This is a genomic window from Shewanella sp. BJSY2023SW007 (genome assembly GCF_047314525.1).
Classification (GTDB): domain Bacteria; phylum Pseudomonadota; class Gammaproteobacteria; order Enterobacterales; family Shewanellaceae; genus Shewanella; species Shewanella chilikensis.
Genome location: NZ_JBKORL010000004.1, coordinates 15,861 through 36,478 on the forward strand (window position 1 = coordinate 15,861; position 20,618 = coordinate 36,478).

The following is a 20,618-nucleotide window of genomic DNA, read 5'->3' on the forward strand; positions in this document are numbered from 1 at the left end:
GTTGCGAAGATGAAATTGGATATTGCAGTTTATCGCTACAATCCTGATGTAGACACTAAACCCTACATGCAGGATTACAGCCTGGAAGTGGCCGAAGGCACCGATATGATGGTATTGGATGCCCTGCTCAAGCTTAAAGAGCAGGACCCAAGCCTGTCTTTCCGTCGCTCTTGTCGCGAAGGGGTTTGTGGCTCAGACGGCATGAATATGAACGGTAAAAACGGTCTGGCCTGTATCACGCCTGTATCTGCATTCAAGGGCAAGAAGATTGAAATCCGTCCTCTGCCCGGTATGCCTGTGGTGCGTGATTTGGTGGTTGACCTGAGTCAGTTTTACAAGCAATACGAGAAGATCAAGCCGTACCTCATCAATGATGAGAAGAAGCCGGCCCGTGAACATCTGCAGTCACCGGAGGAGCGTGCTCACCTGGATGGTCTGTATGAATGTATCATGTGTGCTTGTTGTTCTACGGCTTGCCCATCATTCTGGTGGAACCCGGACAAATTTGTTGGCCCCAGTGGTCTGCTGCATGCCTATCGCTTCCTGATAGACAGCCGTGATACTGCGACCGAGGAGCGTCTGAGCGAGCTGGATGATGCATACAGCGTCTTCCGTTGCCACGGCATTATGAACTGTGTGGATGTTTGTCCGAAAGGCCTGAACCCAACCAAGGCCATCGGACACATCAAGTCCATGTTGCTGAAGCGGGCTGTATAAATGCAAGACGACGAGCTTAATCCAATAATTACATAGGCTCGTGGGGAGTCACTTTCTCTGGGCAGAAAGTGGCTCTTTGTGTGTAAAGGACTACAAAAGGCCGTAACATCCGGATGTCCCAGGGGCGGCTGAGACCCTGCCTAGGCAGGGAAAATATGGCTAAGCACGTGTATCAAGTTTGAAAGGATAAGAAATGCACCAAGGCAGCATGAAAGCCTGGCTCGAATCATCTCACTTGAGTGGGGCGAACTCGACCTACGTTGAAGAGATGTATGAAGCCTACCAAGAAGACCCCACCTCGGTATCTGACGACTGGCGTGCGGTGTTTGAGCAACTCCCTCCCGTGAACGGTGCCTCTGCTGATGTACCCGAAGCTTCTCACTCCAAGATCCGTGACTATTTTCGCTCCCTCGCACAGGAAGGCCGTAGCAAAGGTACCAGCCGCGTGTCCGATCCTGATGTCGACGCCAAGCAGGTAAAAGTTCTGCAATTGATCAACGCCTACCGTTTCCGTGGTCACCAGAGTGCCAATCTGGACCCGTTGGAACTGTGGAAGCGCGACACAGTTGCTGAATTGGATCCGGCGTTCCACGGCTTGACCAGCGAGGACATGGAGCGGGAGTTCAACACAGGTTCTTTTGCTTATGGCGGTGATACCCTGAAACTGGGTGAGCTGGTGAAGGCGCTCAAGGCGACCTATTGCGGCTCTATCGGCGCCGAATATATGCATATTACCGATACCGAAGAGAAACGTTGGATCCAGCAACGTCTCGAACCTTCACTGGGTAAGGGCAGCTATGATAAGGCAGTCAAGACCCGGATCCTTGAAGGATTGAATGCCGCCGAAGGCATGGAAAAGTATTTGGGTGCCAAATTCCCCGGTGCCAAGCGCTTCTCCCTCGAAGGGGGCGACTCGCTGGTGCCCATGATGCGCGAAATTATCTATCGTGCCGGTGAAGCGGGTACTAAAGAGATAGTCGTGGGCATGGCTCACCGAGGCCGTCTTAACGTTTTGGTTAACATTCTGGGCAAGCGTCCTGCCGAACTCTTTGATGAGTTTGCCGGCAAGCATCATGAGACGCTGGGTTCAGGGGACGTTAAGTACCATCAGGGCTTCTCTTCCGATTTTGAAACGCCCGGTGGCAATGTTCACCTGGCATTGGCGTTTAACCCTTCACACCTGGAAATCGTTAACCCGGTAGTGATGGGCTCGGTGCGCGCCAGACTGGATCGCCGCGGTAGCGAAGATGGCCTGCAGGTCATGCCAATTACCATTCATGGTGACTCGGCCATTGCCGGACAGGGTATTGTGCAAGAGACATTCAACATGTCTCAGACCCGCGGCTTTAAAGTTGGCGGCTCTATCCGCATCGTGGTCAATAACCAGGTGGGCTTTACTACCTCCAACCACCAGGATGTGCGTTCTACCGAATACTGTACCGATATCGCCAAGATGGTGCAGGCGCCGATTTTCCATGTTAATGCCGACGATCCTGAGGCCGTGGCTTTTGTCTCTCAGTTGGCTGTGGATTACCGCAATACCTTCAAGCGCGATGTGGTTATCGAATTGGTATGTTATCGCCGTCACGGCCACAACGAGGCCGATGAGCCCAGTGCGACTCAGCCACTGATGTACGCCAAGATCAAGAAGCACCCAACGCCACGTAAGATCTACGCCGACAAGTTGATTGCCGAGAACAGCATTGCGGCCGACGATGTCACCGCCATGATTAATAACTATCGTGATGCGCTGGATCAAGGGGATTGTGTGGTCAAAGAGTGGCGTCCAATGACGCTGCACACTGTGGACTGGACTCCTTATTTGAACCGCGAGTGGGATGAGTCTTTTGAATCCGGCATGACCCGCGAACGTCTGCAGAATCTGGCCGACAAGATAAGTTATGTGCCGGAGAGCCATAAGCTGCACTCACGGGTTGCCAAAATATACAACGACCGCGTCGCCATGGCCAAAGGCGAGAAGCTAATGGACTGGGGCTTTGCCGAGACTCTGGCCTATGCCAGCATCCTCGAAGACAAGCAAAGAGTCAGGATCACGGGTCAGGACTCGGGTCGTGGCACCTTCTTCCATCGCCACGCCGTGCTGCACAACCAGAACGATGGCACGACTTATCTGCCGCTGCGCCATGTGGCCGAAGAGCAGGGCCCTATCGACATCACCGACTCAGTGTTGTCTGAAGCCTCAGTGCTTGCGTTCGAATACGGTTACGCCACAGCTGAGCCAGGCGGCCTGACTATCTGGGAAGCCCAGTTCGGTGACTTTGCCAACTGTGCCCAGGTGGTGATTGACCAGTTCCTGTCATCCGGTGAGCAGAAGTGGGGCCGTCTGTGCGGTTTGACCATGTTGCTGCCACACGGCTATGAAGGTCAGGGGCCTGAGCACTCAAGTGCTCGTCTGGAGCGTTTCTTGCAACTGTGCGCCAATCACAATATGCAAGTGTGTGTGCCTTCGACACCGGCTCAGGTCTACCACATGCTGCGTCGTCAGGTAGTGCGTCCAATGCGTCGTCCGCTGGTGGTTATGTCTCCCAAGTCGCTGCTGCGTCACCCGCTGGCAGTGTCTTCCCTGGACGAGCTGGCCAACGGTCAATTCCAGAACGTTATCGGTGAAATCGATACTCTGGATGCCGCCAAGGTCGATCGCGTGGTGTTCTGTAGCGGTAAGGTTTACTACGAGCTGCTGGAACGTCGCCGCAAAGAGAATATCGATAATGTCGCTCTGGTGCGGGTAGAGCAGTTGTATCCCTTCCCACACGAAGAGATGGCAGTTGCCCTGAAAGATTATCAGCATGTGACCGACTTTGTTTGGTGTCAGGAAGAGCCTCAGAACCAAGGTGCCTGGTATTGCAGCCAGCATCACTTCTGGGCAGCCATTCCAAAAGGTGCCCAGCTCAGCTACGCTGGCCGTGACGCCTCTGCAGCGCCGGCTTGTGGCTATCCTGAGTTGCATACGCATCAGCAGGAATCACTGATCACTAGCGCATTAAAACTGAAGTAATAGAAATTTATACAAAAAGGAAAGCTTTCCATGAGTATCGAAATCAAGGTACCTGTACTGCCCGAATCTGTTGCCGACGCGACTATCGCCACTTGGCACGTTAAGCCTGGTGAGCCGGTTTCCCGTGATCAGAACCTGGTTGATATTGAAACAGATAAAGTGGTGTTGGAAGTTGTAGCACCCGAAGATGGCCAGATCAGCGAACTGCTGTTCCAGGAAGGGGATACCGTCCTGGCCGAGCAGGTTATCGCCAACTTCGTTGCCGGCGCGGTTGCCGGTCAGGAAGTGAGCAAAGAGCAGGCCGAAGCCGCTGTGCCTAAGGCTGAAGAAGCCGTGGCAGAAGGCAACGATGCCCTGAGCCCATCAGTACGTCGCCTGATCGCCGAACACAACCTGGACGCGGCTCAAATCAAGGGCACAGGTGTGGGTGGTCGTATCACCAAAGAAGATGTGGAAGCCTTTGTTAAGTCAGGCTCTGCCAAGCCTGCCGCTGCTGCTGCCACAGCACCTGTGACTCTGGCGGGCGATCGCAGTGAGAAGCGTGTACCTATGACGCGTCTTCGCAAGACTATCGCCACTCGTCTGCTGGAAGCCAAGAACTCCACCGCCATGCTGACCACCTTCAACGAGGTCAACATGAAGCCTATCATGGACATCCGTAAGAAGTATCAGGAAGTCTTTGAGAAGAAACACGGCATCCGTCTTGGCTTTATGTCTTTCTATGTGAAAGCCGTAACCGAAGCGCTGAAGCGTTATCCTGAAGTTAACGCTTCTATCGATGGCAGCGACATCCTGTACCACAACTACTTCGATGTCAGCATCGCCGTTTCCACGCCTCGTGGCCTGGTAACGCCTGTGCTGCGCGACACAGATACCATGAGCCTGGCCGATATCGAGAAAGCGGTTCGCGAACTGGCTATCAAGGGCCGTGACGGCAAGTTGACAGTGGAAGATATGACAGGTGGTAACTTCACTGTGACCAACGGTGGTGTGTTTGGCTCCTTGATGTCGACGCCTATTCTTAACCTGCCACAAAGCGCAATCCTCGGCATGCATGCCATCAAGGATCGCCCAATGGCAGTCAATGGCCAGGTGGAAATCCTGCCCATGATGTACCTTGCTCTCTCATATGACCATCGCATTATTGATGGTCGTGAGTCAGTTGGCTTCCTGGTGACCATTAAGGATCTGCTGGAAGACCCAACTCGTCTGCTGCTGGACTTGTAAGCGCCGCCAGACAATAACCTCGTGACTGGCCCTTCGGGGCCGGTTGGATTTAAAACGTAGTATACGGATAGATCATCATGAATTTGCATGAGTATCAGGCAAAAGCCCTATTTGCCGAATATGGTTTACCAGTGTCAGAAGGCTATGCTTGTGACACAGCTCAGGAAGCTGTTGAAGCAGCCGGTCGCATTGGCGGAAACATGTGGGTAGTCAAGTGCCAGGTGCACGCTGGCGGCCGCGGTAAGGCAGGTGGCGTTAAAGTCACTGGCGACAAAGAAGAGATCAGAGCCTTTGCCGAACATTGGCTGGGCAAGAATCTGGTCACTTATCAGACTGATGAAAAAGGTCAGCCGGTTGCCAAGATTTTGGTTGAAAGCTGCACTGATATCGCCAACGAACTCTATCTGGGTGCCGTTGTCGACCGTGGCACTCGCCGCGTCGTGTTTATGGCTTCTACCGAAGGTGGTGTGGAAATCGAAAAGGTGGCTGAAGAGACCCCTGAGCTGATCCACAAAGCCATTATCGACCCTATCACAGGTCCTCAGCCTTACCAGGCGCGTGACCTTGGCTTCAAGCTGGGTCTGAACCCAACTCAAATCAAGCAGTTCACCAAGATCTTTATGGGTCTGGCGACCATGTTCCTGGAGCATGACTTTGCCCTGCTGGAGATCAACCCTCTGGTGATCACCACCGAAGGCAACCTGCACTGTCTGGACGGCAAGATTGGCGTAGATGGTAACGCTCTGTTCCGTCAGCCAAAGATCAAAGACATGCATGATCCTTCTCAAGATGACCCACGTGAAGCCCACGCAGCCAAGTTTGAACTGAACTATGTGGCTCTGGACGGTAACGTAGGTTGCATGGTAAACGGTGCCGGTCTGGCCATGGGTACCATGGATATCGTTAACCTACACGGTGGCAAGCCAGCCAACTTCCTCGACGTAGGTGGCGGCGCGACCAAAGAACGTGTTGCCGAAGCCTTCAAGATCATTCTGTCTGACAGCAATGTGAAGGCCGTTCTGGTGAACATCTTCGGTGGTATTGTGCGTTGTGACATGATCGCCGAAGGTATTATCGGTGCAGTGAAAGAAGTCGGTGTGAAAGTGCCTGTGGTTGTGCGTCTGGAAGGTACCAATGCCGAGCTGGGCTCTAAAGTACTGGCCGAATCAGGTTTGGATATCATTGCTGCGACAAGTCTGACCGACGCTGCTCAGCAAGTAGTTAAAGCTGCGGAGGGCAAATAATGTCTGTTTTAATCAACAAAGATACCAAGGTTATCTGCCAGGGTTTCACCGGCGGTCAGGGTACTTTCCATTCTGAGCAGGCGATTGCCTATGGTACTCAAATGGTCGGCGGTGTGTCTCCAGGTAAAGGCGGCACCACTCACTTGGGCTTGCCAGTATTTAACACTGTGAAAGATGCTGTTGCCGCCACCGGCGCCACTGCATCTGTTATCTATGTACCTGCGCCTTTCTGTAAAGACGCTATCCTGGAAGCCATTGATGGCGGCATCGAGCTGATCGTATGTATCACCGAAGGTATCCCAACTCTGGATATGCTGCAGGTGAAAGTGAAGCTGGAAGAAACCGGCGTGCGCATGATTGGCCCTAACTGCCCAGGCGTTATCACTCCAGGCGAATGTAAAATAGGCATCATGCCAGGTCACATCCACAAGCCGGGTAAAGTGGGTATCGTTTCCCGCAGCGGTACTCTGACTTACGAAGCCGTTAAGCAGACTACTGACGAAGGTTTCGGCCAGTCTACCTGTGTCGGCATTGGTGGTGACCCAATCCCTGGTACCAACTTCATCGACGTACTGGAAATGTTCCAGAACGATCCTCAGACTGAGGCCATAGTGATGATAGGTGAAATCGGTGGTACTGCCGAAGAAGAAGCGGCGGCTTACATCAAGGCCAACGTCACCAAACCAGTGGTTTCTTACATTGCCGGTGTGACAGCACCAGCAGGTAAGCGTATGGGCCATGCAGGCGCCATTATTGCCGGTGGTAAGGGTACTGCCGCCGACAAGTTCGCTGCTCTGGAAGCCGCAGGCGTGACTACCGTACGCTCGCTGGCCGAAATCGGCAGCGCGCTGCGTGAGAAGACCGGCTGGTAAGCACAGTCGTTAAGCTCACAAAAGGCGCCGAGAGGCGCCTTTTTTATTGGCTGCTGTGATGAAGCTCTGATGCCCCCGGCTGGATATTTGATTGGGAAAAGGTTAGATTGGGGTCTGGTTATTCCTTCGGGGAGTCTTGGTGCATTAATGCGCTAAAAATATAAAAAATTCAAATTGTTATCAATCATCCCTCTTGGGGTTGTCGGTTTGTTGTTATCTGGAGCCGAGTAGTGGGCTGCGCCAAGACAGCCACTGACGCGGGTATCCGAGTCAACTCAGAGGGTTTGATGTCGTGTTAACACCATTTCAGCGCCGTATTGGTTAGCCCAATGCGGCGCTGAAGTGCAATTCGGGGGCGAAAGCGTCCGAAGATCAAGCTGAATTTGTCTGAAACGCCTGTCAGGCGATTTTCAGCGATTGGGTATTGGCGTCAACCCTCAATGGGGGAAGGGATGACCCGATGTGGGGCCGCTCAGGCGGCTTTTCTGAAAAGTAGAGGATTGCTGTGAGTACACAACCTAATATCGTAATTTCTGAAGTGGATATGGATCGCCTGGAGCGTTTGCTGGAGTCATTGCCGGCGAATGCCTTTCCCGGCCATCAAGCACTCGAGGCTGAACTGGAGCGGGCAGAAATCAGGCCATCCAAGGAGATGCCGGATAATGTGGTAACCATGAACTCTGAAGTTCGTTTTCGTATGTCTTCCTCCAATGAAGAGTTCACCTTGCGCCTGGTTTATCCAAAAGATGCCGATGGTAGTGCCGGTAAAATTTCGATTTTGGCACCTGTTGGCGGTGCCCTGTTGGGCTTGGCTCAGGGGGATGAAATCGAATGGCCGGGTCCGGGTGGCGGCATGGTGAAAGTGCGGATTGAAGAGATCATCTATCAACCGGAACGTTCAGGTGATTTTCACCGTTAGGCGCCGGAGCCGGTAAGGCTTTGGACGGACACGAGAGTGACAGATCTTTAGGTCATTCGAAATGCACCAACGACAGGGAAAGGAGATAAAGATGAAGCAGTACTTTGTCCACAATGGTTTTTCTGCCGGCAGCGGTAAATTACCGGCGGATCCACAGTTGATCAGTGAACATGATGCCGACAAGCTGATGCAGTTTGCCGGTCTGGAACCCAAGCATGTGAGTAATCTGACGCCTCCGGCGCAGTTTGCAGAAGAGGGAGACTGGTTATTTCGGCTTTTCGCCAATAATCGTTTCCTTTGTTATGCGGACCCGATGCTTTTCAATCATGCCTGCCCAAGGAAGAAGGGTGAGCCTTTGGCTTTGAATTGGTAATTCCAAGATTACCGACAATAAAAAACCAGCGCTTGGCGCTGGTTTTTTTAATTATCACTCTTGGCCGTGATCGCACTTGTCGTTGGTGCAGACACCATAGAGGTAGAGGCTGTGATTGGTGAGCTTGATATTGTGACGCATGGCAATTTCATGCTGACGACGTTCTATAAGGTCATCGGAAAACTCGATCACTTTGCCACAGCTCAGGCATACCAGGTGATCGTGATGATGTTGGGTGGAGAGTTCAAATACGGCTTTACCACTTTCGAAGTGGTGACGGCTGACAATACCGGCATCGTCAAACTGATTTAATACCCGATAAACGGTAGCTAAACCTATCTCTTCGCCGATATCCAGCAATTTCTTATATAAGTCTTCGGCACTGATATGCTGGTTTTCCGGTTCTTGCATCAGCTCCAGGATTTTGACTCGTGGCAGGGTGATTTTCAAACCCGCTTTTTTCAGCGCTTGATTTCCATCTGTCATGGCTAATCTCTTGATTGCAGAACCCTTGGTATTACACATAGGTTCGTCCGTGGATAATAGACCCCATTATATGTGTACTGTTCTAAAACTTAAACCTCTGATCCGGCTTTTGGTACTTCTGTGGGGCAACTTAGCTATAATCGGCATAATTTTGAATAAAAACAAGCAATTTAAGCATACATTTTGTATGGTTATACCAAGGCATAATTGCGCTGTTGAGTCGCTATTGGCAGGATGGCAGAAAAACAAAAGGATACCAGATGCATCGTCGAATCGTGATTTTAACCGGCGCCGGGATCTCTGCTGAGTCCGGTTTACGTACCTTCAGGGATCAAGATGGTCTGTGGGAAGAACATCATATCGAGGATGTGGCCACTCCTGAAGGTTATGAACGTGACCCTGAACTGGTTGAACATTTTTACAATGGTCGTTGGCAACAACTGCACTCGGGCAATATAGAACCCAACGCCGCCCACACGGCGCTCTCTCGCCTCGAGCAGGAATTTGAAGGTGAGCTGCTTATTGTCACCCAAAACATAGACGATCTCCACGAGAGAGCTGGATCCAGGCGCTTGCTGCATATGCACGGTGAGCTTTCCAAGGGGCGTTGTCCGCGCTCGAGGCAAACTTTTACATTGCACGACCCCTTCGGGCCGGAGAATACCTGCACCTGCTGTATACCGGCGCAGCGATTGCGGCCTCATGTGGTTTGGTTCGGTGAAATGCCTCTGGGAATGGATAGAATTCACGATGCGCTGGATCACTGCGATCTTTTTATTGCCATTGGCACTTCTGGCACTGTCTATCCCGCTGCCGGTTTTGTCGACAGCGCCAATCATCATGGTGCGCTCACCGTTGAGGTCAATCTGATGCCGGCAGACAGACACAGCCAGTTTCAGATCCATTTGCAAGGAAAGGCCAGTGAGATGGTACCGCCATTGGTGGAGCGTATCCTTGCGGGTCAGTCTATTTGTAACCAAACCGGCCATAACTGATGCCTGAGCCCCGTACTATCGATGGTAACAGTCGCTTGGCGATCATCATGCGCGGTCTGCCCGGTAGCGGCAAATCCTACTGGGTTCGGCAGTTTATCCAGGAGCTATCTGTAGAGCTTGTACAGAGTATTACTGAAAAGGGCCTTTGCTCAACCGACAGTTTCTTTTATCGAAATGATCGTTATTTTTTCGATGCTGCGCGTTTAGCGGAATTTCATCAGCTTAATCTGAGTCGCTTCATAGAGGCGTTGGCAACGGGTGTGCCTGTGGTTATCTGTGATAATACCAACATGGCGCTGTGGGAGTTCGCTGCCTATCAAGCGGCTGCGAAGGCCTTGGGTTATCGGGTGCATATTCAGCAAATTGGCGATGTTCGCAGCAAAACACATCTGCATGAATGTGCCAAGCGAAATAAACATGGTGTTAGTCTTAAATCCATTCAAAGAATGGCCAGCCAATTTCAAACAATTGAAGAATAACTTCTTGATGGAAATTAAAATGCCCGATTTCAGAAATTGCAATATATCGGTATAAAATGGTTCTACTAAAGAAATAGCCGAGTTGACTCTTATTTAAAATAAAGGCAGCGGTTAATATTGTTTTGTTTTTAAGGTTGTTTTAATAATTATATTCGTATTAATTTGTTTCCTTGTTATATCTTGTGTCTTTGGTCACTCTTTTGTTTTATTTTTGGTCATATTATTTCCGCGGGTCAGGATAGACCCCCTTAATCATTATTATAACTTTCGCTTAAGTTTCGGGAGTCGAGATTGTTCGCCATAAAATAACGGCCGAGCAAACAGTATGCCTGTGCTTGGGCAGGAGAGAAAGATGACCATATTGAAAAAGAAAAGAGTTGCTTTGATGGTGATGGCGATACTGCTTGCAGGCTGCAGTGATGGTGATGACGGTCGAGACGGTGCGCCGGGCGAGCCAGGGAAACCGGGGGAACCGGGAAAACCCGGGACAAATCCTCCTGTAACCCAATCGGTTGAAACCCAAGTTAAAGTGATTAATTACACTTTGGGCGAGGGGACAATTACCTACGAGTTCGAAGTGACAGATGAAAATGGTAATTTAATTAATGACCTTACCGATGTTCAGGCAAAAGTGGCTGCTTTGACTGCCAAAGGTTTTATTCTTAACCGGGACGAAAACCCTATTAATAATGTAGAGGACAATGTTCATATCGGTGGCGCAGTCACTCAGGCGACAGAAGGTGCCAAGTTAACTCAAGTTGATGATGGACATTATATATTTGAAGCGCCGATGGCGGGCGTTAATGCGGCTACTGAGGGTATTGTTTGGCTGCGTGTTGGCGGTAATGATGCCATTGCCCGTTCCAAGGCATTGGTTGTCAATAAGCCGGAGGGTCAATTCAGCACTACCACTGAAGCCTGTTATGCCTGTCACGTGGATTACTCCCAGAGCCCACGTCGTCACGCCGGATATGTGGCTGAAGGCATGGACGGTGAAGTAGATTTTATTGCCGGCTGTTTGGTTTGTCATGGCTCAGTCAGCAAGACAGTGACCAACGATGAGGGATTCTCTATCGGTGGTTATGCCAGCAATACCTTATCCAAGATAGGTCATATCAATCACAGGGAGTTCAGCAAAGACTTCAGCGTGCTCAACTGCAGCAGTTGTCATACAGATGCGCCTATTAACAGCAACTTTACCGGCCCTGGTTGTATCAATTGCCATGGTAAAGAAGGAACCCCGATAGGCGATATAGTGCCTTCAAATGGTCTGGATTTCCGTGAGCTGCATGAGCAGAAAGCCGGGATCACCAAGTTGCAAGCGCTACGTGCGGCTTACACAGTTGAACTTTCTACTCCTGAATCCGATGGTGCCGGTGGTTGGTGTTCTACCATTAGTGTCAAGGATAAAGAAGGTAATCTGGTCAATATCGGCAACAACTATAATGCCGACCCTGCCAATGCCGGTTATGTTGCCGCCAAGCCGATAGTCTATGCCGGTGCATATCTGCATGCCTATGACAATCATGGCCTGGTGGGCCGCCCGGGCACCCGTAACTCAGAAACCAAGACTGACAATGCCGATGGTACCCGCACTGTGTGTTATGCCGCGGCCAACATAGCGGCAGGGTATGAGAATGCCGGCTATATGTTCTCGGCGCGGGTGACTTTCTCCAGCGAAGGTTGGCAGTATTATGATGGCAAGGTGCGTGGTCAAACTCGCGATCGCATTCGTGCCGATGGTTACGACGGCTCCATGGGCGTCTCCTTCACAGCTTATTCTGATGTCGTCAATCCAACCGATGGCAGCAAGATCTCCGGCTTTGATCGGCGTCAGGTGGTGGCTGACAACAGCTGTATTACTTGCCATAACGATGTGACAGCCTTCCACAAGAACGGTGAGTTCGACAACGGTGGTAAGGGTTGTATCGCTTGTCACGGCAACGGAATGGCCCGTACCAGCGCCGATTATGGTGCCGGCTTCGGTCCCATGATCCACAGCTGGCACTGGGGCAAGGGGGCAACTGTCGGTGAAGTGGCTCAGGATGCCGATGGCAACTGGAGTCAGACAGGAAAAGCCAACGGCGCCGCAGCCATAGCTCCGGCCAGCAGTTGTGTGGCCTGTCACCAGGATGGCCTGTCGCTGGCCGCTGTGCCCAACCAGTATATTCTGGAGCCCGGCAGCAAGATGACCAGCCCGGTCACCGCAAACTGTTATGCCTGCCACACCAGTGATTCAGCCAAGGCGCATATGAGTCAAAATGGCGGTGATATCAGTGTGGATATCCCGGCTGTTGAGTGGTTCAAGCAGCCAAGTGCCGAATCCTGTGCGACTTGTCATGACACAGGCAGAACCTTTGGTATCGATAAGTACCATAAGTTCTAATTAGCGTTTTATTGAGTAAACATTCCCTGCAAGGCTTGGTTTACCTCAAGACAAAGCGGCTCATTTGAGCCGCTTTTTTTGCTGTCCTGAGTAGAGTTGAGGTGTTCTAGGCTCAGCCGTGGCTGACGAAGGCGCTGTCATCTGCTGCATGCTCGCTCGTCAGTGCGGCCACTTCCAGCATGGCCCGGCTCAGGCAGCTCAGCTCTTCTGCGCTGATACCATAGGGCGGCATGATATAGATGAGTTTACCAAAGGGGCGGATCCACACGCCACGGGCAACAAATTCGGCCTGCAGCGCCGCGGTATTGACCTGTCTGTGCATCTCCAGTACGCCAACGGCGCCAAGCACCCGTACCGCTTTGACTTCCGGCAGTGCCGCTGCCGGTGCCAGTTCCTGTTTAAGCTGAGTTTCAATGGCCTTGACCTGAGCTTGCCACTCACCGCTTGCCAGCAGGGCCAGGCTGGCGCGGCCGGCGCTACAGGCCAGAGGATTGGCCATAAAGGTTGGCCCATGCATAAATACGCCGGCAGGGGAGCTGTCTATGCCCGCCGCCACTTTATCGCTGCACAGCGTCGCCGCTAGACTGATATAGCCGCCGGTGAGCGCCTTGCCGACACACATGATGTCCGGTGCTATGTCGGCATGTTCGCAGGCAAACAGCTTACCTGTGCGCCCAAAACCTGTGGCGATTTCATCCAGGATCAACAGTACATCGTACTTGTCGCACAGGGCTCTTGCCGCCTTGAGATAGTCGGCGCTGTAAAACCACATGCCACCGGCACCTTGCATTATGGGCTCGAGGATCAGCGCGGCGGTTTGCGTGCCGTGCTCGGCCAGCATGGCCTCGAGTCCGGCGATGTCATCTGCTTTAGCGGCTTCACCAAAGGGTGTGCTCGGCGCCGGGGCAAACAGTTGCTGGGCCACATTGTCACCAAACATGGTGTGCATGCCGCCCTCCGGGTCGCAGACGCTCATGGCGGCGAACGTGTCGCCATGGTAGCCCTGCTTGACCGTCATGATGCGGTTTTTTTCTGTCTTGTTTTGTCCTTGCCAGTATTGCAGTGCCATCTTCAGCGCCACCTCCACTGCAATGGAGCCTGAGTCAGCCAGAAACACCTTGGTCAATGGCTCCGGGGTAATAGTGATGAGTTGGCGACACAGTTCGATGGCGCTCTCATGGGTGATCCCTCCGAACATCACATGACTCAGGCGTTTGAGTTGCTCTTCCATGGCGCCGAGAATTGCCGGGTGGCTGTAACCATGAACGCAGGCCCACCAGGAGCTGGTGCCGTCGATAAGCTCACGACCATCCTCCAGCGTCAGGCGTACGCCCTCGGCGGCTTTGACCCCATAAACGGGTAGGGTGTGGCTCATGGAAGTGTAGGGATGCCAGATGTGCTGACGGTCAAAACAATAATCTATGCTCATATATTAACCAAAGGTAAACCTGTGCAACTGGTTGGCGTTGACAGTGAGGGTGTCGCGGGTATGCTAACGAAAATAATTCAGGCCTTCAAGCAGCCAACTGAACCCGGAACCCCGAAGGATTAATCGGCAAAATCGGCTTCAGCAACAAATAGATCAGACTCAGGTAACACAGAATATGTCCAATACAGAGCTGCGCCATGACTGGCGCCGCGAAGAGGTTGAAGCCCTCTTTGCCCTGCCTATGAATGATTTGTTGTTTCGTGCCCACAGCGTGCACAGAACCCATTTCAATCCCAATGAAGTTCAGGTCAGTCGTCTGTTGTCAATCAAGACGGGGGCCTGTCCGGAAGATTGCAAATATTGCCCCCAGAGCGCCCGCTACGACACAGGATTGGAAAAAGAGCGTCTGCTGGAGATGGAAAAGGTACTGACAGAGGCCAGAAGTGCCAAGGCCGCCGGTGCGACCCGCTTCTGCATGGGAGCCGCCTGGCGTAACCCGCATGAGCGCGATATGCCTTATCTCAAGCAGATGGTGCAGGAGGTTAAATCCCTGGGGATGGAAACCTGTATGACCCTGGGTATGCTCAGCGAAAACCAGGCCAACGAGCTGGCCGAAGCCGGGCTGGATTACTACAACCATAACCTGGATACCTCGCCGGAATACTATGGTGATATCATCACCACCCGCACCTATCAGCAGCGATTGGACACCTTGGCCAATGTGCGCGCCGCCGGTATGAAGGTATGCTCCGGCGGGATTGTCGGTATGGGCGAGCAGGCCACCGACAGGGCGGGCTTGCTGCAGCAGTTGGCTAATATGGAGCAACATCCCGACTCTGTGCCTATCAATATGTTGGTCAAGGTGGCCGGTACGCCGCTGGACAGCCTGGACGACCTGGATCCACTGGAGTTTGTGCGCACCATAGCCGTGGCCAGAATCATGATGCCTTTGTCGCGGGTTCGCTTGTCGGCCGGGCGTGAAAATATGACAGATGAGCTGCAGGCCATGTGTTTCTTTGCCGGGGCCAACTCGATTTTCTATGGGTGCAAGCTGTTGACCACCGCCAACCCGGAAGAAAATGACGATATGAGCCTGTTCCGCCGTCTGGGATTGACCCCGGAGCAAGGCAAGGCCGCCACGGTCGAGGAAGAGGGCGCCGAAATAGCCCGCGCCGCGGCCAAGGCAGAGGCTATCAATAACAAGGCTCAGGGACAGTTTTACGACGCCGGAGCCCTGTAACTTGACCTCATTGCTGGACAAAATGGCCCGCCGCCGTGAGGAGCTTGCGCGCGGCGGTTTGCTCAGGCAAAGGCGCTGCTTCGCTGCAGCGCCCGGCCGTGAGCGACTATTGCATCCTGTTGCCCAAGCCCAAGCCACAGGCAAACCATTGCTGGATTTTGCCGCCAATGATTATCTGGGCCTGGCCCGTCATCCCAAGGTCATCTCTGCGCTTGCCAAAGGCGCAGAGATCTATGGCTGCGGCAGCGGCGCTTCACCTCTGGTTTCGGGTTACAGCGAGGCGCATCTCAAGCTGGAACAAGGTCTGTGCCGGGCGCGCGGTGCAGAAGCGGCGTTACTGTTCAGCTGTGGTTTTGCCGCCAACACTGCGCTGATGAAAACCCTGTTTAGCGCCGAAGATACAGTGATTGCCGACAAATTGGTGCACGCCTCCATGATAGATGGCCTGCGCGACTCAAAGGCCAAAATACGGCGTTTTGCCCATAACGATATGGCGGCTGCCACAGCGCTTTTGGCCCGGCATCCCGGCAGCGCAGTGCTCACTGAAACCGTGTTCAGCATGGATGGCGACAGGGCGCCGCTCGGTAAATTGAGCCACTTGTGCCAAGAGCACGGCAGCCCGCTTATTCTCGATGATGCCCACGGCTTCGGCCTATTTGAGTCTTCACCCTTGCCGGTATTTGCCCGCTTGGTGACCTTTGGCAAGGCGCTCGGTGGTCAGGGCGCGGCGATTGTGGGCTCGCAGGAATTGATAGACTATCTGGTGGCCAATGCCCGTGAATACATCTATTCCACCGCGCTGTCACCGGCCTGCTGTATAGGCGTGCTCGAGGCTCTGGAGCTGATCCAGCAAGAGCCTTTGCTCGAGCGCCTCAACGCCAATATCGCTTTGTTTCGCCGCAGCTGCCAAGCGGCGGGGATCTCCTTGATGCCATCTGAGTCGCCAATTCAACCTCTGTTGGTGGGTGAGAGTGACAAGTGTATGGCGCTTGCGGCAAGGCTTTTGGAACGCGGCTTCCTGGTGGGGGCGATTCGGCCCCCCACAGTCCCCCAAGGCAGTGCCAGACTGCGTATTACCCTGAGCGCCGAGCACAGGGAGCAGGATATACTGGCCTTGGCCTCGGCACTGGCGGAGCTGATGGCATGAGCAACATGAGTCATGAGCCTCTGGCCAATCATACAGGCCTGGTGCAATCCGTGCCGCTTGGGGATGTCGCCGGGCGTTTTTCCAAGGCGGCAAGCGCTTATGAGCGCCACAATAGGGTGCAGCGTCTGACGGCCGAAGCCTTGCTTGACTGGGACGATTGCCCACACTCAGGAAAACTGCTGGATATAGGTGCAGGTCCGGGCACGGCTTTTGCCACGCTCGGCCCCCAAAGCGTGACCGCCCTGGATATCGCCAGCGGAATGCTCAAGCAGCTGAAGGGAAATTTCCCGGATTATCAGGCTGTTTGTGGCAATGCCGAGCAGCTTCCCTTTGGCGACAACAGCTTTGATGCGGTTTATTCCAACCTGGCGCTGCAGTGGTGCGGCGATATTCCGGCCGCCTTGGCGGAGATTTTTCGGGTCATGCGCCCGGGCGGCTCGGCGCGCCTTGCCATAGTGGCCCGGGGCAGTTTGCCCGAATTACAGACGCTGGGGCTGCGAGTCAAGGCGTTTGCAGCCGAGGATATGTTGGTGCAAGCGCTGGGCCAGCATCCCTGGCAGAGCTTGCACACGCAAAGCCGCACCTTTCAGTGCCATTTTGCCAATCTCAGGGAATTGCTTTACTCCATCAAGGGGGTCGGCGCTTCAGTCGGCGCCGACAAAAACTCAGGTGCCGGGCTCAAGGGAAAGGGTTTTTGGCATACACTTAACGGGCAGGCCGAAGTCCTTAGAACGGACAAGGGAATGCCGCTGACATACAGGATAGTAATGGTTCAGGCCCGAAAATAACCATTGATGTTTTGGCTGTAGGGGTAGTTCAGCGATGATTTTTTTTGTAACAGGTACAGATACCGACAGTGGCAAGACTCAGGTCGGGGCCGCGCTGCTGCATAAGGCACGAGTCGAGCATGGCTTGAAAACCTTGGGGGTAAAACCCTTGGCCTCGGGTTGCCATAACACTCCTTACGGGCTGAGAAACCCGGACGCCCTGGCCTTGATGGATGAATCCACTCTGAAACTGCAGTACGACAAGGTAAATCCTTTCAGTTTTGAGCCGGCGATTGCCCCTCATATTGCTGCCGCCGATCTCGGCCTGGATATCAGCCCAGAGGCGGTACTGGCGGCACTGGATTTTACCCAATATGCCATGGCCGATTTCTGCCTGATAGAAGGTGCCGGTGGTTGGCGTTTGCCTTTGGGGGAGGGGCGTTTCTTATCGGAAGCGGTGCAGGGGCTGGCTCTACCTGTGATTCTGGTGGTGGGAATGAAGCTTGGCTGCCTTAATCATGCCGTGTTGACCCAGGAAGTGATCCGCGCCGATGGGCTTGAAATCGCCGGTTGGGTCGCCAACCGCGCCGAAGCCGATATGAGTCGCTTCGATGAAAACCTGGCCAGCCTTAAAGACTTGATGCAGGCGCCGCTATTGGGAGTGGTGCCGCATCTGGCTCATCCCAGTGCCGAGGCCATGTCTCAGCACCTGGATTTGAGCCCTCTGCTGGCTAAACCACATGGTTGAGCTCTGGAGTTAACAAGCAGCAAGGCCCCGTAGGGCCAAGTGTTTTTTAGCTCAAAAGATTGGAAAGATCACTGCCTACAGGCACGGGGATCTCCTGCTCTACACCGCTGAACAGATAAGCTTCCTTATCTCCCAAAAGACTCAGTTTATTGTTCTGCAGTAACAGGGCGCTTCCTTCCTGGATGGCCAGTACCGGCGTCTTGGGATCGACACAAGTAAACTCAAGTAAACGCTGGGCTCGGGTTTCACCATTGTGACCCGGTGCCTTGTAGTTGCTGTAATGCGGATTGATCTGCAGTGGCAGCAGGCCAAGGGCACTGAATGACGGCGGCTCTATGATAGGCATATCATTGGTGGTACGTATGCTGAGGCCTGCAATATTTGAGCCTGCACTCCAGCCGATATAAGGTTTGCCGGCGGCGACTTCCTCTTTGATCAGATGCAGCAGATCGTAGCGGTACAATTCATGCAATAGGTGGAAGGTGTTGCCACCGCCAACCAGAATGCCGTCAGCATCGCGAATGGCTTGCTTGGGGTCGCCATGTTGATGAATAGAGGAGATATCCAGCCTCAATGGAGCCAGGCCATTAACCACGGCTTCCAGATAGTTGTCGTAGCTCATGCTGACACCGGCGTAAGGGATAAATATCCACTTGCGGGCTTTTTCTGCCATGGGCTCAATATAGGGCAGGGCATGTTCCAGGTAGGGGGTATCGCCAGCGCGGGAGCTGCTGAGCAGCAGGGTATTTATTGTCATAATTGTCGCTGTCCTTCAGATTGATTTGCGTTGCTTGATGGTAACAAAAAGCCTTTACACTCAACAATCGCCACAGCTGTTTTTGGTCGCGTTAAAAAGCCGCACTCGGCAATTGATTAAGTTTGATTTAATCAAGTCTACCTAGACTGCTTCCTCTGCGTAGCCGGGGCGTTTAGGCAGAAAGCTAAACAATAATTTACCTTTTTCCTCTTGAATTCCCGCCAAGTGGACATATTATGTCTGCAATGACGCAATTCCGGTACAAGGGTACCTTACAGGAGCTGATATGAAGCGTGTATTTCTATTGATTTTGACTAACCTTGCCATTCTGTTGGTGGCATCGATTGTCATGTCTATTTTGGGTGTCAATACTCAAACCATGGGTGGCTTGCTGGTATTTGCGGCGATCTTCGGTTTCGGTGGCGCCTTTATCAGCTTGGCGATTTCCAAATGGATGGCCAAGAAAACCATGGGCTGTGAGGTGATCACTCAGCCCCGTGACAACACAGAGCGTTGGTTGCTCGAGACCGTAGCCCGTCAGGCGCAGCAGGCCGGGATTAAGATGCCGGAAGTGGCCATCTACCAATCGCCTGAACTGAACGCCTTTGCTACAGGCCCAAGTAAAAACAACTCTCTGGTCGCCGTGAGTACAGGTTTGCTTTACGGTATGAGCGCCGATGAAGTGGAAGCCGTACTGGCGCACGAAGTCAGCCACGTGGCTAACGGTGACATGGTGACACTGACCCTGATCCAGGGCGTGGTGAACACCTTTGTTATCTTCGCCGCCCGCGTGGTTGCCGGTATCGTCAATAACTTTGTTGCCAGCAACGATGAAGAGGGTGAAGGCCTGGGCACTATCGCTTACATGGCTGTGGTATTTGTGCTGGATATGCTGTTTGGTATTCTGGCATCCATTGTGGTGGCATACTTCTCGCGCATTCGTGAGTTCCGCGCCGACGAAGGTGCCGCTCGCCTTGCCGGTAAGAACAAGATGATTGCAGCCCTTGAACGTCTGCGCACCGGGCCGGAAACCGGCGCCATGCCAGCCAATATGTCGGCCTTCGGTATCAACGGTAAGCGTTCAATGACTGAACTTTTTATGAGTCACCCACCGCTTGAAAAGCGTATCGAAGCGCTGAGAAACCGCGGATAATTTAGCAATACTTTCTCTAAAGGAGACCTGTTGGTCTCCTTTTTTATGCGCTTGAAACGCTTATTGATACAGATGTTTATAGGTAAATGAAATGTAAAATTCCGTAATTAACCGATGGTTACATGATTCAGCGCACATTTTGCTTTTGCGCAAGTTGTTAAAGTGGCGGCGACTCAGAATTAGTTTGCCAATTGGCAAAAGCTTGGCTAAGTTAATCCAAGTCGTGCTATTTACTGATAGTGAGACAAAGGTCATACCTGACATAAGAACCTTTGCTCGACTGTCATCATCGGAGGATATTATTGTGAGCAAGAAACTCTTGAGTGTGTTGTTCGGTGCCGGTTTGGCCGCACTGGCCATGTCACCATCTGCTTTTGCAGAAGATCAGAAGCTGTCAGATTTCCACGCGGATATGGGTGGCTGTGAAAGCTGTCATGCCGATGGTTCACCTTCAGCTGACGGCGCCTATGAATTTGAACAGTGTCAGAGCTGTCACGGTTCGCTGGCAGAAATGGACGCGGTACACAAGCCACACGATGGTGCTTTGATGTGTGCTGACTGCCATGCTCCCCACGACATGAATGTAGGTCAGAAGCCTACCTGCGATAGCTGCCACGATGATGGCCGTACTTCGGAAAGCACTCTGAAGTAAGCGCATATCGC

Annotated in this window: 19 protein-coding genes; 16 read left to right on the plus strand and 3 right to left on the minus strand. The window is 52.8% G+C overall.

The annotated features are described in order from the left end of the window. Positions 1-9 precede the first annotated feature (9 nt). The 7 genes from ACMHXE_RS00975 (at position 10) to ACMHXE_RS01005 (ending at position 8,368) form a co-directional block, all read left to right on the plus strand. On the plus strand, positions 10-717 hold the full coding sequence (locus ACMHXE_RS00975) for a succinate dehydrogenase iron-sulfur subunit (RefSeq protein WP_039032724.1): 708 nt from the start codon (positions 10-12) through the stop codon (positions 715-717). A gap of 193 nt (positions 718-910) precedes the next feature. Next, entirely contained in the window at positions 911-3,733 is a 2,823-nt protein-coding gene (gene sucA, locus ACMHXE_RS00980; protein WP_101052934.1) for a 2-oxoglutarate dehydrogenase E1 component, read from the plus strand. 30 nt (positions 3,734-3,763) lie between these two features. Next, a complete protein-coding gene (gene odhB, locus ACMHXE_RS00985; RefSeq protein WP_413731129.1) occupies positions 3,764-4,960 on the plus strand; it encodes a 2-oxoglutarate dehydrogenase complex dihydrolipoyllysine-residue succinyltransferase in 1,197 nt (398 codons plus the stop codon). Between the two features lie 77 nt (positions 4,961-5,037). After that, positions 5,038-6,204: an ADP-forming succinate--CoA ligase subunit beta gene (gene sucC / locus ACMHXE_RS00990; protein WP_025888715.1), complete on the plus strand. Its 1,167-nt coding sequence runs from the start codon at positions 5,038-5,040 to the stop codon at positions 6,202-6,204. Beyond that, on the plus strand, positions 6,204-7,076 hold the full coding sequence (gene sucD, locus ACMHXE_RS00995; RefSeq protein WP_025011011.1) for a succinate--CoA ligase subunit alpha: 873 nt from the start codon (positions 6,204-6,206) through the stop codon (positions 7,074-7,076). The genes sucC and sucD overlap by 1 nt, the downstream gene beginning before the upstream one ends. A 505-nt stretch (positions 7,077-7,581) precedes the next feature. Continuing rightward, the gene (gene rnk, locus ACMHXE_RS01000) at positions 7,582-7,995 is read left to right on the plus strand and encodes a nucleoside diphosphate kinase regulator (protein ID WP_039032728.1); all 414 of its coding nucleotides are present in this window, start codon (positions 7,582-7,584) and stop codon (positions 7,993-7,995) included. A gap of 91 nt (positions 7,996-8,086) precedes the next feature. Beyond that, a complete protein-coding gene (locus ACMHXE_RS01005) occupies positions 8,087-8,368 on the plus strand; it encodes a hypothetical protein (RefSeq protein WP_101052938.1) in 282 nt (93 codons plus the stop codon). A gap of 54 nt (positions 8,369-8,422) precedes the next feature. On the opposite strand, the gene fur is transcribed toward ACMHXE_RS01005, so the two are convergent. Continuing rightward, the gene (gene fur, locus ACMHXE_RS01010; RefSeq protein ID WP_025011008.1) at positions 8,423-8,854 is read right to left on the minus strand and encodes a ferric iron uptake transcriptional regulator; all 432 of its coding nucleotides are present in this window, start codon (positions 8,852-8,854) and stop codon (positions 8,423-8,425) included. 260 nt (positions 8,855-9,114) lie between these two features. On the opposite strand from fur, the gene cobB reads away from it, so the two are divergent. The 3 genes from cobB to ACMHXE_RS01025 all read left to right on the plus strand — a co-directional run bounded on the left by cobB (position 9,115) and on the right by ACMHXE_RS01025 (position 12,714). Beyond that, the gene (gene cobB / locus ACMHXE_RS01015) at positions 9,115-9,849 is read left to right on the plus strand and encodes a Sir2 family NAD+-dependent deacetylase (RefSeq protein WP_101052940.1); all 735 of its coding nucleotides are present in this window, start codon (positions 9,115-9,117) and stop codon (positions 9,847-9,849) included. Next, the gene (locus ACMHXE_RS01020; RefSeq protein WP_101052942.1) at positions 9,849-10,328 is read left to right on the plus strand and encodes an AAA family ATPase; all 480 of its coding nucleotides are present in this window, start codon (positions 9,849-9,851) and stop codon (positions 10,326-10,328) included. Before cobB ends, ACMHXE_RS01020 begins: the two co-directional genes overlap by 1 nt. A 352-nt stretch (positions 10,329-10,680) precedes the next feature. Further along, positions 10,681-12,714 (plus strand): multiheme c-type cytochrome, encoded by a 2,034-nt coding sequence (locus tag ACMHXE_RS01025; RefSeq protein WP_413731132.1) that lies wholly within the window; start codon positions 10,681-10,683, stop codon positions 12,712-12,714. 112 nt (positions 12,715-12,826) lie between these two features. Here ACMHXE_RS01025 and bioA read toward each other — a convergent pair whose 3' ends face one another. Then, positions 12,827-14,143, minus strand: a complete 1,317-nt coding sequence (bioA, locus tag ACMHXE_RS01030; protein WP_413731134.1) for an adenosylmethionine--8-amino-7-oxononanoate transaminase — start codon at positions 14,141-14,143, stop codon at positions 12,827-12,829. 175 nt (positions 14,144-14,318) lie between these two features. On the opposite strand from bioA, the gene bioB reads away from it, so the two are divergent. The 4 genes from bioB to bioD are packed head-to-tail and all read left to right on the plus strand — an operon-like array spanning position 14,319 to position 18,045. Beyond that, positions 14,319-15,383, plus strand: a complete 1,065-nt coding sequence (gene bioB, locus ACMHXE_RS01035; protein ID WP_107110643.1) for a biotin synthase BioB — start codon at positions 14,319-14,321, stop codon at positions 15,381-15,383. Between the two features lies 1 nt (position 15,384). Continuing rightward, positions 15,385-16,530, plus strand: a complete 1,146-nt coding sequence (locus tag ACMHXE_RS01040) for an aminotransferase class I/II-fold pyridoxal phosphate-dependent enzyme (protein WP_413731136.1) — start codon at positions 15,385-15,387, stop codon at positions 16,528-16,530. After that, positions 16,527-17,318 (plus strand): methyltransferase domain-containing protein, encoded by a 792-nt coding sequence (locus tag ACMHXE_RS01045; RefSeq protein WP_413731138.1) that lies wholly within the window; start codon positions 16,527-16,529, stop codon positions 17,316-17,318. The genes ACMHXE_RS01040 and ACMHXE_RS01045 overlap by 4 nt, the downstream gene beginning before the upstream one ends. A 37-nt stretch (positions 17,319-17,355) precedes the next feature. Continuing rightward, positions 17,356-18,045 carry a dethiobiotin synthase gene (gene bioD / locus ACMHXE_RS01050; protein ID WP_221056216.1) on the plus strand — a complete coding sequence of 230 codons (690 nt, stop codon included), beginning with the start codon at positions 17,356-17,358 and terminating at the stop codon, positions 18,043-18,045. Between the two features lie 46 nt (positions 18,046-18,091). On the opposite strand, the gene pepE is transcribed toward bioD, so the two are convergent. Continuing rightward, on the minus strand, positions 18,092-18,802 hold the full coding sequence (pepE, locus tag ACMHXE_RS01055; RefSeq protein WP_101052952.1) for a dipeptidase PepE: 711 nt from the start codon (positions 18,800-18,802) through the stop codon (positions 18,092-18,094). A 286-nt stretch (positions 18,803-19,088) separates the two neighbouring features. On the opposite strand from pepE, the gene htpX reads away from it, so the two are divergent. Together htpX and cctA are read left to right on the plus strand one after the other, a co-directional pair. Next, a complete protein-coding gene (gene htpX, locus ACMHXE_RS01060) occupies positions 19,089-19,955 on the plus strand; it encodes a protease HtpX (RefSeq protein ID WP_039032737.1) in 867 nt (288 codons plus the stop codon). Between the two features lie 304 nt (positions 19,956-20,259). Beyond that, positions 20,260-20,607, plus strand: a complete 348-nt coding sequence (gene cctA, locus ACMHXE_RS01065) for a tetraheme c-type cytochrome CctA (RefSeq protein WP_039032738.1) — start codon at positions 20,260-20,262, stop codon at positions 20,605-20,607. Positions 20,608-20,618: the final 11 nt, after the last annotated feature.

Excerpts from the sequence above, each read along its gene's own strand:
- ACMHXE_RS00975 (WP_039032724.1), top strand. The coding sequence starts at position 10 with ATGAAATTGGATATTGCAGTTTATCGCTACAATCCTGATGTAGACACT.
- sucA (WP_101052934.1), top strand. The coding sequence starts at position 911 with ATGCACCAAGGCAGCATGAAAGCCTGGCTCGAATCATCTCACTTGAGT.
- odhB (WP_413731129.1), top strand. The coding sequence starts at position 3,764 with ATGAGTATCGAAATCAAGGTACCTGTACTGCCCGAATCTGTTGCCGAC.
- sucC (WP_025888715.1), top strand. The coding sequence starts at position 5,038 with ATGAATTTGCATGAGTATCAGGCAAAAGCCCTATTTGCCGAATATGGT.
- sucD (WP_025011011.1), top strand. The coding sequence starts at position 6,204 with ATGTCTGTTTTAATCAACAAAGATACCAAGGTTATCTGCCAGGGTTTC.
- ACMHXE_RS01005 (WP_101052938.1), top strand. The coding sequence starts at position 8,087 with ATGAAGCAGTACTTTGTCCACAATGGTTTTTCTGCCGGCAGCGGTAAA.
- fur (WP_025011008.1), bottom strand. The coding sequence starts at position 8,854 with ATGACAGATGGAAATCAAGCGCTGAAAAAAGCGGGTTTGAAAATCACC.
- cobB (WP_101052940.1), top strand. The coding sequence starts at position 9,115 with ATGCATCGTCGAATCGTGATTTTAACCGGCGCCGGGATCTCTGCTGAG.
- ACMHXE_RS01020 (WP_101052942.1), top strand. The coding sequence starts at position 9,849 with ATGCCTGAGCCCCGTACTATCGATGGTAACAGTCGCTTGGCGATCATC.
- ACMHXE_RS01025 (WP_413731132.1), top strand. The coding sequence starts at position 10,681 with ATGACCATATTGAAAAAGAAAAGAGTTGCTTTGATGGTGATGGCGATA.
- bioA (WP_413731134.1), bottom strand. The coding sequence starts at position 14,143 with ATGAGCATAGATTATTGTTTTGACCGTCAGCACATCTGGCATCCCTAC.
- bioB (WP_107110643.1), top strand. The coding sequence starts at position 14,319 with ATGTCCAATACAGAGCTGCGCCATGACTGGCGCCGCGAAGAGGTTGAA.
- ACMHXE_RS01045 (WP_413731138.1), top strand. The coding sequence starts at position 16,527 with ATGAGCAACATGAGTCATGAGCCTCTGGCCAATCATACAGGCCTGGTG.
- pepE (WP_101052952.1), bottom strand. The coding sequence starts at position 18,802 with ATGACAATAAATACCCTGCTGCTCAGCAGCTCCCGCGCTGGCGATACC.
- htpX (WP_039032737.1), top strand. The coding sequence starts at position 19,089 with ATGAAGCGTGTATTTCTATTGATTTTGACTAACCTTGCCATTCTGTTG.